The 14,103-nt window shown below is 42.4% G+C and carries 12 protein-coding genes; 7 read left to right on the top strand and 5 right to left on the bottom strand.

Annotation, left to right across the window (positions count from 1 at the left end):
• Positions 1-61: 61 nt before the first annotated feature.
• The gene (locus CA598_RS25435) at positions 62-478 is read right to left on the bottom strand and encodes a MarR family winged helix-turn-helix transcriptional regulator (RefSeq protein WP_094870921.1); all 417 of its coding nucleotides are present in this window, start codon (positions 476-478) and stop codon (positions 62-64) included.
• A gap of 152 nt (positions 479-630) precedes the next feature.
• Between CA598_RS25435 and CA598_RS25430 the strand changes: the two genes are divergently transcribed.
• Positions 631-1,089: a DUF2798 domain-containing protein gene (locus tag CA598_RS25430; protein WP_094878328.1), complete on the top strand. Its 459-nt coding sequence runs from the start codon at positions 631-633 to the stop codon at positions 1,087-1,089.
• Between the two features lie 655 nt (positions 1,090-1,744).
• Positions 1,745-3,538 (top strand): methyl-accepting chemotaxis protein, encoded by a 1,794-nt coding sequence (locus tag CA598_RS25425; RefSeq protein WP_218832626.1) that lies wholly within the window; start codon positions 1,745-1,747, stop codon positions 3,536-3,538.
• Between the two features lie 420 nt (positions 3,539-3,958).
• Here CA598_RS25425 and CA598_RS25420 read toward each other — a convergent pair whose 3' ends face one another.
• Together CA598_RS25420 and CA598_RS25415 are read right to left on the bottom strand one after the other, a co-directional pair.
• On the bottom strand, positions 3,959-4,849 hold the full coding sequence (locus tag CA598_RS25420) for an NAD-dependent epimerase/dehydratase family protein (RefSeq protein ID WP_094878326.1): 891 nt from the start codon (positions 4,847-4,849) through the stop codon (positions 3,959-3,961).
• A 535-nt stretch (positions 4,850-5,384) separates the two neighbouring features.
• Positions 5,385-6,320 (bottom strand): RNA polymerase sigma factor, encoded by a 936-nt coding sequence (locus CA598_RS25415; protein WP_094878325.1) that lies wholly within the window; start codon positions 6,318-6,320, stop codon positions 5,385-5,387.
• A 99-nt stretch (positions 6,321-6,419) separates the two neighbouring features.
• Between CA598_RS25415 and clpP the strand changes: the two genes are divergently transcribed.
• Together clpP and CA598_RS25405 are read left to right on the top strand one after the other, a co-directional pair.
• Positions 6,420-7,001 carry an ATP-dependent Clp endopeptidase proteolytic subunit ClpP gene (gene clpP / locus CA598_RS25410; protein ID WP_094878324.1) on the top strand — a complete coding sequence of 194 codons (582 nt, stop codon included), beginning with the start codon at positions 6,420-6,422 and terminating at the stop codon, positions 6,999-7,001.
• A gap of 21 nt (positions 7,002-7,022) precedes the next feature.
• Positions 7,023-7,229 carry a hypothetical protein gene (locus tag CA598_RS25405; RefSeq protein ID WP_094878323.1) on the top strand — a complete coding sequence of 69 codons (207 nt, stop codon included), beginning with the start codon at positions 7,023-7,025 and terminating at the stop codon, positions 7,227-7,229.
• 39 nt (positions 7,230-7,268) lie between these two features.
• Here CA598_RS25405 and CA598_RS25400 read toward each other — a convergent pair whose 3' ends face one another.
• A complete protein-coding gene (locus CA598_RS25400) occupies positions 7,269-8,264 on the bottom strand; it encodes a LacI family DNA-binding transcriptional regulator (protein WP_094878330.1) in 996 nt (331 codons plus the stop codon).
• Positions 8,265-8,535: 271 nt separating this feature from the next.
• On the opposite strand from CA598_RS25400, the gene CA598_RS25395 reads away from it, so the two are divergent.
• Positions 8,536-10,257, top strand: coding sequence for a glycoside hydrolase family 13 protein (locus tag CA598_RS25395; protein ID WP_094878329.1), 1,722 nt, complete (start codon positions 8,536-8,538; stop codon positions 10,255-10,257).
• Between the two features lie 66 nt (positions 10,258-10,323).
• On the opposite strand, the gene CA598_RS25390 is transcribed toward CA598_RS25395, so the two are convergent.
• Positions 10,324-12,210 (bottom strand): LTA synthase family protein, encoded by a 1,887-nt coding sequence (locus tag CA598_RS25390; protein WP_094878322.1) that lies wholly within the window; start codon positions 12,208-12,210, stop codon positions 10,324-10,326.
• Positions 12,211-12,561: 351 nt separating this feature from the next.
• On the opposite strand from CA598_RS25390, the gene CA598_RS25385 reads away from it, so the two are divergent.
• Together CA598_RS25385 and CA598_RS25380 are read left to right on the top strand one after the other, a co-directional pair.
• Positions 12,562-12,861, top strand: a complete 300-nt coding sequence (locus CA598_RS25385; protein ID WP_094878321.1) for a hypothetical protein — start codon at positions 12,562-12,564, stop codon at positions 12,859-12,861.
• Positions 12,862-12,893: 32 nt separating this feature from the next.
• Positions 12,894-14,048, top strand: coding sequence for a stalk domain-containing protein (locus CA598_RS25380; RefSeq protein ID WP_179283765.1), 1,155 nt, complete (start codon positions 12,894-12,896; stop codon positions 14,046-14,048).
• Positions 14,049-14,103 lie beyond the last annotated feature (55 nt).

The raw sequence follows: 14,103 nt of genomic DNA, 5'->3' as shown, positions 1-14,103 counted from the left end.
CTACTGTCTACTATGATGGGAGCATATCATGGGCAACTCTGCGTCTTTTTTTTGCTGGAGATTAAATCCATTCTTCTTTTAGCAAAGATTTGAGAAGCTCTACGTTAGCTGCCCCAAGCTTGTTAGAGATTTTTTGCTCTAATTCGATTTTGGTGATCATCATTCTTTGATTGCATTCAATCCCCTTCTGGGTAAGGATGATGTTTTTATCACGTTGATTTCCTTTGACTTGGGCGGCTTCCACATAGTTACGGGATAACAGTCCTTGAATGCTCTTATGCGTACCCTGTCTTGAAATATGAATAATTCTACTGATTTCCGAGATCGAGAGCATTTGATGTGTTTCAAGAACTGCTAGGATATGGGATTCAGTCTTGTTGATTTGGTCAGGGTCTTGGTCGGTCACTATTTTACGTAAGGCTAGATGCTTCTCGCTGAGTAAATCAATTAGATTCATTTCTTGCAGATGGTTATCCATGTGAACACTCCTAAATCATCGCTCGTTAATCCAAGTATAAGTCATATATATTTATTGTCAACTTGGTTGACTTAGTTTAAGGCACTGTGATATTGTAATCCGAGTTGACAATATAACAATACTAAGGGAACACTAAGGAGTCTGAGAACAAGATGGGAAGAAACAAAAAAGAAGCATTATTATTTACATTCATCATGTGTGCTTTGATGGTGCTGGGTATGAGTATTTACAATGTAGCTCTGATGGAGGGCTGGTCAGGTACATTAGTTAAAGATGTTATCATCGGCTACATACCTGCGTTTGTAATTGCATTTATTCTGGATGTTTTTGTTGTAGGTAAAGTTGCGAAAGGGATCGCATATAAGCTGGTAAAAGAGAATGATCCGATGATCAAAAAAATCATGTTCATCTCCTTTTTTATGGTAACCGGAATGGTGCTGTTTATGTCCTTCTATGGCGCAGTTCTTCATGTAGGGTTCACCTCGGAACTACCGATGGCTTATCTGTCTGCAATAGGTAAGAATTTCATGGTTGCACTTCCACTGCAAATTCTATTAGTCGGGCCTCTTACACGATTTATATTTGTGAAAATTACTCCAGCTACTGCATAGAGAATGTTTACATCACCATTACGCAAATCTGCAGCGACTCGTAAAGAAATAGCTCGAGTGTTAGCGAAGCTGTTAAAGCTGAGTCAATCATAAGCTATCATCGTATTTCTTGATGAGGATAAAAACGCTCTCCAATGCCATGATGGGCAAAGGAGAGCGTTTTGTTCTATGCTTTCTTTTTTATAGGTTCGAGCAGATTTAATACATACTCATTTCAGCTACCCTTGGGACTATCGTTACCTCTTTCTTAATAAAGCGGTGATATGGATAGCAAGGATTGCGAGTTCATCATAAATCCGCCAACCCGAGCTAGCTTCACGGTGACTTTCAAATAATCCTTGTGCTTCCCAGTGTGACGCAACGTCCGACTCTTCAGCTCGATTTGTGTAGAAAGCTTATCAATGGTACAAATCCACTCATAGACAACTTCTGTTCTAAAGATTGATAAGGCGCGCTATGAGAAGTATTTTAGCACTTAACGTTACGTCAATGGCAATAGGATAGTTGTGAACGTGTACTCGACAAAATTTACATTTCTCATACAAAACTGTGTCCGGTATTTAATGTACAGCTTCTACAATTTAGATATTAGTAAAAAGTACCTATTGCCATATGAGGCTTTATACGGAGGATGATATTGTTGAAGGCTAGGTCTATGCATCTATCAATGAAGTGGAAGTTGATCTTGAGTTTTTCTGCCGTGGTACTATTCTTTCTAGGGGTAGCGCTATACCAAAATTATAAAATCAATCAAGTAGAAATCTCTATGGAAACACAAAAAATGGAGATGGAAAAAAGAATTACAGTATCCAGCATTACTCAACTGCTTCAAGAAATGAACGGTGTGGAAACCTCTCTAGCAGGTTCTAGCGATTTAGAGTTTACCCAACCCTTTAAGGACAAACAGACAAAATTAATGGAACAATTGGGTAAAGTGGAATTTGAGGCAGATTCGCCAGCGTCTAAGGAGTTAGAACAGCTACGTAATCAAATTGGAGGGTATACGGGTTATTTTGACGGATTAGTGAATACGATACAGGACGAGCAGCTTGATCCCATGGCCGTACTGGAACGAATAGATGAATTACATACGAAAGCATTGGCTATGAATAAAGAGATGCTGGAGACTAATGAGAAACTATACATCGCAGCAGCAGAGAACGCAGAAAGAGCCCAAGATTATTCTTTTGATTTGTTAAATCTGACCAGTTCTATGGGGACTTATGCCGCATTATTAGTATTTGTTTTCACACTTGTTATTGCGGTTATGCTTATTCGGTCCTTTCTGAATCCTATAAATAAGTTGCAAGCGGCTCTACGTAAAATTGCTGAGGGTGATTTGCGGCAGCAGATTAATTCGCCATATCATGATGAACTTGGAAGTTTAAGTCATCATTTTGACCATATGGTGTTGCGGGTACGAGAGATGCTTCAGCAGACTCAATCCGTAGCTTCTTCGCTCGCGACTTATTCGCACTCTTTTCAACAATCTTCATCGATTACCGCTCATACGAATCAAGAAATCGTAAGCACAATACAGGAAATCTCTGTAGGCGCTGAGCAGCAAGCCGGACAATCTGAGCAGAGCGCAAGCTTGATTCAGGAACTGGAACGGGAAGTTAATGAAATTACGGAATATACCGAGGTTATGCTCTCAACAAGTCAAACCGCTAATCACAATACACGGAAAGGTTCAGAATCGGTCATTGCTTTGCGAGAGGTATCAGAGCACTCCCGTGAGTCTGTGAATAAAGTATATCTTGCTTTAACCAAATTGAGCGACCAATCGAAGGATATCTCCAGAATTACCAAATCGATCACAAACATTTCAAACCAGACCAATATTCTCTCTCTAAATGCAGCGATTGAAGCAGCGCGGGCGGGAGCTTATGGAAAGGGCTTTGCCGTCATAGCTGATGAAGTGAGACAATTATCTGATCAGACCAAAGAATCCTCCGTACATATCAGTCAGATTATTAACGAACTGCAAGCAGGGATGGATGAATTCCAGCAATATATGCTGGAGACCAAAGGAAACCTTGAAGAGCAGGATCAAAAAGTGGCAGAAACGTTGTCTTCATTTGAAGCGATAGATGAATCGATCGTTGAGATTAGTAAGCAGATTGGGCAAATCCATGACAAGGTAGATATGACACAGACTATGAATCGTAGACTCGCAGAGTCTGTTCACAACGTGGCATCCATTGCTGAGGAAACTGCGGCAGGGGTTCAGGAAGTGAATGCCTCTAGCGTGCAACAGGACAACGCGATCCACGACATTGCCCGTCAAGCCGTTGAGATTAATGAGATTTCACAAAAATTATTCAAGGAAATCAACGTCTTTAAGATTAATTCGGACATAGTAGACGAGATTATCGCTGGGGATGACAGTGACTCACCTGGCGATGAAACGCCTGAGGAGCGCTCTTATTTGACAATCTCCGCATAGGGGAAGGTTTGATTGACTGCCCGCACATCGGAGCGACTTGATTCACTAATTCTGTAACGTAAAAGGTAGCTTAGAGGGGAGATCCTTCTAACTACCTTTTTTTGTGCGTTAAGTGTATTCAATACAGCTATTAAAGGATGTGATCTCCTCTATGTGTGTTTAGTTGTACTTTGTGCAGTTATTTCTCCGAGAAATGGCTGTCAGTGGTGTTTAGCTAGTCTTTAATTGCACTGAATACAACTAAAGTCGAACATAAACTTGGCCGGCCTGATTTAGTTGTATAGCGTGCAGTTAACTGAACATTTGCAGAGGTTTTGTACAATGTAAAAGCTGCTCCTTCATAGAAAAATCTACTAAGGGACAGCTTTTTTGTTGCGTAGATGATGAGTGAGTGAAAGGGGTCTATTAAGGTGCTGACTGTTATTCCTCGTAGGTTTTGTTCAGAGAGCTGACTAGCTCTGGGAACCAGTTCTTTAGATTGAGAAACTTGTACCCCGCCGACTGGGCTTTGGTCGTATCCATAAACCAGGATTGTTCAATTCCGAATGGTGACATATGCTCGTCCGCGGTTTGGCTCTGGATGCTGGCGTGCTTCCCCGTTTCTTCTTCAATCATTGTGAGAATATCCGTAATTCTAATTGTACCGTCTGAGCAGGCGTTGAACGGTCCTGTCATAGTAGAGCTACATCCGAGCCAATATAGGAAATCAGCAGCTTCATCTGAACGGATAAAGGAGATATATGCTCCGGGATTCGGTATACCAATAGGCAACTCATTACGGACATGCTCAATATGAAAATGAAGTCTTCGCGTATAATCATCTATTCCCAGCACAATTGGAAAGCGAACCGCGGCGACTGGGAAGGTGGCCTTCTGCATAAAGACAGCTTCCGCCAGTCTTTTTCCCTCTTGATAGGTAAAATCATTTCGCCCTCCGTGGCGGATAGGGTAAGCTTTAGGATCGAAAATGTCCTCGGTCAGCGCTTCTTCGCTGAAATCATAGACGGATAAACTTGAGGTGAGAATATACCGTTTCGTTTTACCATCAAAAATCCGGCATGCCTGATCCGCTTCGTCCGGTGAATAACAAATATTATCGAACACGACATCCCATAGTGTATCTCCTACCGCCTGAGCGAGCTCGTTGGCTTGGAAACGGTCCGCATGGATCCGGTGGATGCGATCTCCAAAGGAATCGCTAGTTTCCCCGCGTGTAAGTATCGTTACGTCGTTTACGGAATCCTGTAGTAATCGTTCAACTAACCTTTTTCCAAAAAAGCGCGTGCCGCCTAAGATAAGAATTTTTCTCATATCATGCCACTCCTCACCAACTAATGTATATTTATAAGTCTAAATGAAGTCTTCCTTTTAAAAGCAGGGGTGTGCCTAAAGAGTGATAGGTGTTAGGTGATGAATGATAAATGATAAATAAATGATGAATTATGAATTATGCATGAAGGTATGTAAGGAGATTTCATTCGTGTGATTGTACTTTGTGCAATAGAATTTAAACTAAATAAGACAGAGTTTAATTCTATTGCACTCTATACAATCAAAAGATGAGAAATCGCCTTAAAAGTCACTTATATTAAAAATCTATTGCAGATAGTGCAGTAGATTCATTTTTTAGCGTTGATTTCATGGATTCTGTTGCACATTTTGCAACGTCACTAGCTCAAAGCTAAAACATCACCCAACTATACAACTAACTGACCTGACTCACAAAACTTACCTATCTCATCAAACTCACACTTTTCAAAACTAATATTTGTTCGGTTATAACGTAACGTAATGTGCTTCATTTAGCTAAGTGTAGTCCAGTATTACGAAATAGCGTCACGAAAGGCTAAGCCACCATCCGCATTCCTGGCTCGGAATAGTTCCAGCCCATAGAGCTGAATCCGTCAGATTGGAAAGGCTGAACGCTCTGGAAGCTTTGGAAGCTTTGGCTGGACACGGCCATAACAGTTTCTTGACTTTCATCCGCAAGGACAAGCTCAATCAGCTCGGCGATTTGCCCTTGTTCATAGGCGGACGCAAGGCGATTCAAGGCAATCTGTAATTCCGTATCCTGCACAATGGAGGGTCCGGTAGATTGAAGAAGCTCTTGTCTGACTGCAGGGAGAGCTTGCCGGGCGCGATGCAGAGCAGCTTTGATGGCTCCTTCTGTGGTGTCGAGTATTTTCGCAGCTTCGAGTCCGGAGTGCTCGAAGACATCGCGAAGCAGGAAGACCGCTTGCTGTAGTGGAGACAGATGCTTCTGTAAGGCTTGAAAAGCAGCCTCAATCTCAAATAAACCATACCCTGCTGCTTCCTCTGTCCGTGGTTGATCCATTTCCAGCACCCGTGACAACGTGGCTTTTCGCCGCATAATATCTGTCCAGGTATTTCTGGCAATCCTCAGGAGTAGCGCCTCAGGATTTGGATGATTCGTTAGCGAGCTGAAATTCGTACGACTTGTATGATCTGTATTGTTGTTCATTTGACTTGTATCGTTCATATCATCGCTCTTCAGCTTCGAATGTTCGGAAGTCTTCATATAGCCCAGTGCTTTGACCCACGTATCCTGAACCAAATCTTCGGCTTCCCACGGGGATTGTGTCAGTGCAAGGCAATACCGCTTCAGGGTCATTTGCAAACACATGGTATGATTCTCATCCGGTTCATGGCCGGCGTTAAGCTTCTCAAGGCTGATCACTCTGCATAACCCCTTTTCCGGTAAAGTGATTTCGGTTACTTCTAATAATAAACGAATGAGCTCGAAAATAAGATACGCAATCATAAAAATAATATTTTCCCCACATCCCGTATCCTCTCCAAAGACTAATCCGTTTACAGGGTAGATTTCAAAATAATATTAACGGATGGAGGTCAGATACGCATGGCGTACATTCCTTATGTCATTGAACAAACGAATCAAGGAGAGAGATCTTACGATATTTATTCACGGCTGCTAAAGGATCGAATTGTATTTGTCGGGGCGGAGATTGAGGATCAATTGGCGAATAGTGTTGTTGCTCAGTTGTTGTTCTTATCAGCTGAGGATCCAGATAAAGATATACACATGTATATCAATAGTCCAGGCGGGTCCGTAACGGCGGGACTCAGTATTTATGATACGATGCAGCTTATTAAACCACAGGTGAACACGATTTGCACAGGGATGGCGGCTTCCTTTGGTTCACTTCTATTGTTAGCAGGGGCCAAGGGTAAACGTTATGCGCTGCCAAACAGTGAGATCATGATACATCAGCCGCATGGTGGAGCGCAGGGTCAGGCTAGTGATATTGCAATTAGAGCCAAACGTATTTTGAAGCTAAGGGAAGTGCTTGTTCAAATTACAGCGGACCGAACCGGACAAACGGTGGAAAAGGTAATGCAAGATATGGATCGGGATTATTACATGTCAGCTGATGAAGCAGTGGAGTACGGGATTATCGACAAAGTCATCACAAATCTGTAGGACGAAGGAGTGAAGTGAGTGATGCTGGAAGCTTTGCAGGGCAAAGAGGTAACCATTTATTTTGTAGATGGCTCTAACGCTAGAAAAGGCATTTTGGAAACGGTAACTGAGAAGTTCATTAAATATCGGACAGAATTCGAGGAGCTTTATATTCCCATAACTTCCGTCTGTTCCATCACACTAGATACTAAAGGACGGGAACGCGCCCGTGTAGGATTTACACAATAACCATTCTCAGATTTAAAAATAGGGTTAGGGAAGTTTTCCCTAACCCGTACTTTCGCGAATCGCCAAATAATGAGCTACATTTGCATGATGCTGAATACCAGTCTCCCCTTTAATCAGCTTGATTAAGGTCCGGGTAGCAGTCATTCCAATCTCCGTTCCGGAATATTCCACCGAGGACAGCTTGGGACGAACGACAGAAGCAATAAAGCTATTATCGAATCCGAACACCGCAACATCCTCTGGCACCCGAATGCCGTTATCGATCAGAAAATTCATCGCCCCTACAGCTATCCAATCTGTGGAGCAAAAAACCGCAGTAGGCAACTCCCCGCTATCCTTAATCCGGCGCATCGCGTCGCTTCCATCTTCTACAGCCATTCCACTTTCTACTACCCATTCTTCCCTTAAGGTTATTCCTGCATCCATCAGCGCTTGTCGATATCCGCGATAACGAGCACCACCCACCGCATTCTCTCCAGATACCCGGATCATGCCGATACTTTTATGTCCTTTTTGAATCAGATAAGTAACGGCTTCATAGGAAGCGGTGACATTATCCAGATGGACAGAAGGGATCGAATCAATCTGAGAATGTTCTCCGACTAACACGCAAGGTGACCCGGATTTTTGAATAATCTCTAAATGCTCCTTACTCGGAACCGAGCCTACATATATATAACCCTCAGTCCCCATATGGTGGAATAAGTTCAAATAATGAAGTTCACTATTCACACTTCCGTCTGTTAACCCGACCAAAACATCATAACCATATAGCTCGGCGAGATCACGTATGCCAATATTGAAATAATCAAGCACGGTATTACTGTTCTGTGGAATAATGACACCAATCAGAGGTGTATCCGATCTGCCTGCATCTGAACTGATGACATTAGGACGGTAATTCAATTGTTTCATGGCTTCCAATACACGCTTACGAACTTCCTCGTTTACCGGTTTGCTGTTATTGACAACCCTTGATACGGTAGCTATTGAAACGTCAGCCATTTTGGCTATATCTTTAATTTTTACCTTCAAGAATATCACCATAACTTTCCAATCTTGTATTCGTTCTAGAATATATCGCAAGCATATCACGGATAGCTTCAAGAATCCAAAAGATTGTTATTGACCAGGAAAATAAAAGATCCTATAATGATCGCATAGGAAAATAATTTCCTTAAATAAACCCTAAATAGATAGTTTTTAGTCGATAATCTTAAATTTTATGATGAAAATCACTAATTCGTGAATTGAATAGGAAAATATTTTCCTAAGAGGGTATATGAATACGAAGGAGCTGCATACATTGAACAGAACATGGTGGAAAGAAGCCACAGCGTATCAAATTTACCCACGGAGCTTTATGGACAGCAATGGCGATGGTGTTGGAGATCTACAAGGAGTCATCTCAAAACTTGATTATTTACAGGACCTTGGCATCAATGTCATTTGGATTTGTCCTATTTATAAATCCCCGAACGATGATAACGGATATGATATTTCAGATTACCAGGATATTATGGCGGAGTTCGGCAGTATGGCCGATTTCGATCAGCTATTAAGCGAGGTTCATGCACGGGGCATGAAGCTGATTCTGGATCTTGTCATTAACCATACTTCAGACGAACACCCTTGGTTTGTTGAAGCACGTTCAAGCAAGGATAATGCTAAACGTGATTATTATATTTGGAGAGATCCTAAGGACGGAAAGGAACCGAATAACTGGGAGAGTATTTTTAGCGGTTCAATCTGGGAGTTTGACCCCGCTACAGAGCAATATTTCATGCATGTATTCTCCAAAAGACAGCCTGACCTCAACTGGGAAAATCCTGAAGTACGTAAGGCATTATACGGTATGGTCAATTGGTGGCTAGATAAAGGGATTGACGGCTTCAGAGTGGATGCTATTTCACATATTAAGAAAATTTCAGGTCTTCCTGATCTGCCAAATCCAGATCATCTTCCGTTCGTTTCCTCCGGTGCGGGTCATATGAATCGGGAAGGCATTCACGATTTATTACAGGAACTGAAACAGGAAACATTTGATCGTTATGACATTATGACCGTTGGTGAAGCCAGTGGTGTCAGTGTCGATCAAGCGGAAATGTGGGTAGGCGAGGAGCAGGGCAAATTCAATATGATTTTTCAATTCGAGCATTTAGCCCTTTGGAATAAGAGTGTTACAGGTGGCTTGGATGTTCTGCAGCTGAAATCAGCACTTTCGCGTTGGCAAAAAGGTCTTGAGGGTAGAGGCTGGAATGCACTCTTTATCGAGAATCACGACCAACCACGTTCAGTTTCCACTTGGGGAAATGATGGGGAGTATTGGAAGGCATCGGCCAAATCGCTGGCTACGATGTATTTCCTAATGCAAGGAACACCATTTATTTATCAAGGTCAAGAAATTGGAATGACCAATGTACGATTTGATTCGATGGATGATTATGATGATGTGGCGATGAAGAACCTGTATCGTTTAGAGACAGAAGCCGGAAAATCACATGAAGAAGTCATGGAGGTTATTTGGAAGAACGGTCGCGACAATTCTAGAACGCCAATGCAATGGAATGACTCTGAGAATGCTGGTTTCAGCAGCGGCAAGCCTTGGATGAAGGTTAATCCTAATTTCACGGAGATCAATGTGGAGCGTGCGAAGCAGGACCCTGATTCCATCTATCATCATTATAAAAAACTAATCGCACTTCGGGCTGCTAATCCTATTACCGTTTATGGTACCTATGATTTGATCCTGCCGGAGGATGAACGAATCTACGCTTATACTCGTACACTTGGCAATGAGAAATTACTGGTCATGTCAAACCTGACTTCAGAGGAAGCACTGTTCGATCTTCCGTTTGACTTGGAATTTGACTCCAGTGAGCTGCTGTTGAATAACTATGAAGCTGACCCTGCCGAGAAGATTGAGACAGTGGCATTACGCCCTTACGAATCTCGTGTGTATATGCTGGTTAACGCACCAGTAGAGCAAGAGGCAATTCGTGAAAGTGTACCTGCAACAACGGTTTAATTATTTTAATAAACGCAAGAATGCCCCTCGGCCAATGGCTGAAGGGCATTCTTGCGTTTATATCAATTATTTGCTCTGTCCGCCATCCTCCGTAGAAGATAAATCCGGCCGTTGCAGAATATAACTATTAGACATATTCAACAGCCGCTGAACGGCATCGAATTGTTCTTTTGTCGAACCGCCCTCAGTTTCAGATCCATCGATTAGATTATAGTTATTTCCATCATCATAATCGACACCCGTCAAGTACAAGCTTGTGTCATTAATAAAAGAACCAGTGGGAAGAAAATGTCTAACCGGCAGCAGGTTGGTCTGTTGATTCATCAGATCTTCTCCGAAGTGGAGCTGATCCTTCATAGAAATGCCTAACAGATTAGCTACAGTGGGTAAGATGTCAATCTGACCGCCGGTTTGAGTGTACACAGTAGGCTGATCTAAGTCTGGGGCATGAACAATGAAAGGAACATTGAACATATCGGTATATCCATATTCATGCCCGACCATTTCCTCCATTAAAGATTTCTCGTTGCCATCAAGAGAGTACAGTGATACACCTTGATGATCTCCGTAAAAGACAATCACGCTATCTTCCCATAACCCGCTGGACTTCAGTTCGTCTAGGAATTGTCCCATGGCGTAATCCGCATAATTTTGGGCTAAAATATAGTTGCCGACTAAGGTTCCTTCGTACCGCTTAGGCAGCGTCATCTTATATTTTGATTCAGGCATTTTATAAGGGTGATGAGCACTCATAGAGATGACCATCGCGTAAAAAGGATTGTCTTCAGCATCCATTTTGCTTAATTCAGGAACCGTCTTGGCAAACAGCACTTCATCGGAGGAACCAAATGCGATATGATCATCATCTCCATAGAAGGACTGATCGTAGTATTTATCAAAGCCCAGCACCTTATATAAAGTTTTGCGATTCCAGAATTCTACGCTGTTGGTGTGAAAGGTGGCCGTATTGTATCCGTTAGCTTTCATCAGCTTAGGCAGGCTGGGAAGTTCTTTAGTCATATAGTTGGAGGAAGTAGCTACTTCGTGATGAGGAACATATAGCGAGGTGTTCACTACAAACTCTGCATCTGATGTTGTACCTTGCCCCGCATTCGTATAGAAGTTATTGAAATAATGTTCGCTTGCTATAAGCTTATTTAGATTGGGAGTCACTTCCTGTCCGTCGATGCTTAAGCCAAGCAGGAAATTCTGAAAAGATTCCATTTGCACTACAATGAGATTCTTACCTTGAGCCGCTGCCCAATACTTCGGAGAGACTGGCTCCGTAATCCCCTTTGTAGCGTCCACTGCCTGCTGCGTAATTTCTTTGCTGTCGATCATTTCTTGCTTTTCTGTGCTGTCAGCAAAGATGGTATATACCTCGTAATTGAGAATCCCCATACTCTCTGCCTTTTTATTCTCGTTCATACTGGCATGATTCGGCCAAACATTAAAGACACAGATCGCCAGGGAAACGCTAATGATCCCAAGCAAGGCGGTTCGGTTCATACGCCGGTTCATGCCTCTTTCTTTCCAGGCCGCAATATATTTGGGACGGAACATAAAGAACATGAAGACTACAATATCCACAAAAATGAACAAATAATAAGGGTCCAGCAAAGAATATGTGCTTTCTCCAACCTTGGTAACTTTATCCGCTTGTTGTAAGGCGTGGTAGGTAGCAATGATTCCGTAATACTTGTAATACATAAGGACAGCAAAATAAATTACTGAAATCAATAAGTTCGCAATCATGTAATACAGAAACTTCCGCTTGGAAGCCATCCACTCAATGAGTCCAAATACGATAAAGAAGAACGGAATCTCTGTGAGCAGCATGCTCCAATTAGGTCCGTCACTAAATACCACGAACCAGGCCACTGCGCATTTTAAGAGCAGGACGAAGCTAAAGATTAGAAAGGGCTTATTTTTTATCCGAAAATCTTTTTTCACTCGTTATCATCCTCTCTGGTGCAAAACACACTATAACCCTGCATAACCCTATATGTTGTGGGAATCCGTTGCAATATGCCGATGCCTATTATGCTCTTGAAGTTTTCGTGTGTCAAAAGACGGACGAGAGACCTAGAGCGCAGCAACAAGCGATTTATGCCATATAAACAGTTAAAACCAGCTTCAATCCTAAACTACAGGCTAAATGCGTATAAATTGATTTAAAAAATTACAGTTTTTCGCAACTTTACATAATATTCCACAGTCTATATAAGGAGAGTGAATACAATGGGTCTCTATTGGTGCAGATCAATAGGTTAACCCTACCGATTCTAAAAGGAGTGATCTTAAGTGGGAAGACAAATTTCAAGCATTAAAATTCAGATAAGACGAATAGGTAGTGTGGTTGTCGGGGCAGCAATTATCCTAGCTGCCGTCTCTCCATTAATAGTTAAGGCGGACAGTGTAGTGAATTTCCCGGATAAAAAGAAGTTATTGTCTGGCATCACAGGGCTGGATGCGGGGGATAGAAGTGCTTATGCCATCACTGCAGATGGAACAGCCTGGGCTTGGGGGGGGGATACGGCTCTATTGGTAATGGAGCTACTACGCCGGCGTATACTCCCGTCAAAATGCATATTGATCATGTGAAGCAAGTTTCAGGTGGAGATCGGCATAACTTAATGCTGAAAGATGATGGAACCGTGTGGGCAGTGGGTAGGAATGAACATGGACAACTTGGCACTGGCGTACAATCCTTGACGGTCCTTGTAGAGCCGGTTCAAGTGAAGGGATTAACGGACGTGATTTCTGTTTCGGCAGGAGGCTCACATAGCTTGGCTCTTCGAAAAGACGGGACGGTCTGGGCGTGGGGTGGCAATGAGCAAGGAGAACTGGGTGACGATTCAGGGAAAAATGGGCTAACACCGGTGCAGGTGAAAGGACTACCTTCTATTTTAGCTATAGCTGCAGGATCGAATAATTCAGTGGCACTTGGGAACGGCGGAGAGGTGTGGGTGTGGGGTTCATCTAAAACTATAGGCATTAAAAAGGATACGGTCTTAAAGCCTACCCAAATTAAGGGGAACGGGGAATATAAAGCTGTAGATATTAATGGGCAGTATGGAGCAGCTTTGAGATGGGATGGCACCGTTTGGTTATGGGGTAATTACACAGATAGTTATCCGGGTAAAACGTTACAGCCGATTCAGCTCCCAGGACTCACTGATGTCGTATCGATGACAACGGACTCTGCAGTAAAAGCTGATGGGACCGTATGGCAGTGGACCGTTGATGATAAAAATAAAATGAATGTTAAGCAGATTAGTGGTATTCAAAATGCAGCTTCGATTACCAGCGGGAACAGAAATCATTATGTGCTCTTAAAAGACGGTCACGTTCTTGCATGGGGAACGAATGAATTTGGACAGACTGGGTTGGGGGTTAGAGATTTTATGATTGACACACCTCAGCCCGTGAAAAAATCGATACAGGTCCTGTTGAACAATAGTGAAATGGATCTGACCATGCCTCCTTTATTGCTCAACAATTCTACTTACGTTCCTTTAAGAGGAATATTTCAGCAAATGGGAGTGGATGTACGTTGGGACGTTCCATCGAGATCAGTTATTGCTGTGAAGAAATCTACATCTACTACGCTGATTTTAAATTCGGTTAATGGACAAACGACTGTAAATGGAAAAGTAATAGCCACAGATCAAAAGCCAGTCTTTATTAATGATAGTGTATATGTACCTTTAAGACTGGTGAGTGAAATGTTAGGCGCTAAGGTAGAGTGGGATGCAGAAGCTTATGCTGTTCAAATCCATTCGAATTAAATAGGGGTATTTTGACATTAAGTATTATTTGTATTAGTATCACTAATACAAATAA

This window comes from Paenibacillus sp. VTT E-133291, from assembly GCF_002264395.1.
GTDB classification, from domain to species: Bacteria; Bacillota; Bacilli; order Paenibacillales; family Paenibacillaceae; genus Paenibacillus_AQ; species Paenibacillus_AQ nitricinens.
The sequence above is the reverse complement of the archived record's forward strand: the minus strand, read 5'-3'. Positions and strand labels throughout refer to the sequence as shown.

Coding starts and splice junctions, on each gene's coding strand:
- CA598_RS25435 (WP_094870921.1), bottom strand. CDS start 478: ATGGATAACCATCTGCAAGAAATGAATCTAATTGATTTACTCAGCGAG.
- CA598_RS25430 (WP_094878328.1), top strand. CDS start 631: ATGGGAAGAAACAAAAAAGAAGCATTATTATTTACATTCATCATGTGT.
- CA598_RS25425 (WP_218832626.1), top strand. CDS start 1,745: ATGCATCTATCAATGAAGTGGAAGTTGATCTTGAGTTTTTCTGCCGTG.
- CA598_RS25420 (WP_094878326.1), bottom strand. CDS start 4,849: ATGAGAAAAATTCTTATCTTAGGCGGCACGCGCTTTTTTGGAAAAAGG.
- CA598_RS25415 (WP_094878325.1), bottom strand. CDS start 6,320: ATGATTGCGTATCTTATTTTCGAGCTCATTCGTTTATTATTAGAAGTA.
- clpP (WP_094878324.1), top strand. CDS start 6,420: ATGGCGTACATTCCTTATGTCATTGAACAAACGAATCAAGGAGAGAGA.
- CA598_RS25405 (WP_094878323.1), top strand. CDS start 7,023: ATGCTGGAAGCTTTGCAGGGCAAAGAGGTAACCATTTATTTTGTAGAT.
- CA598_RS25380 (WP_179283765.1), top strand. CDS start 12,894: ATGCTGAAAGATGATGGAACCGTGTGGGCAGTGGGTAGGAATGAACAT.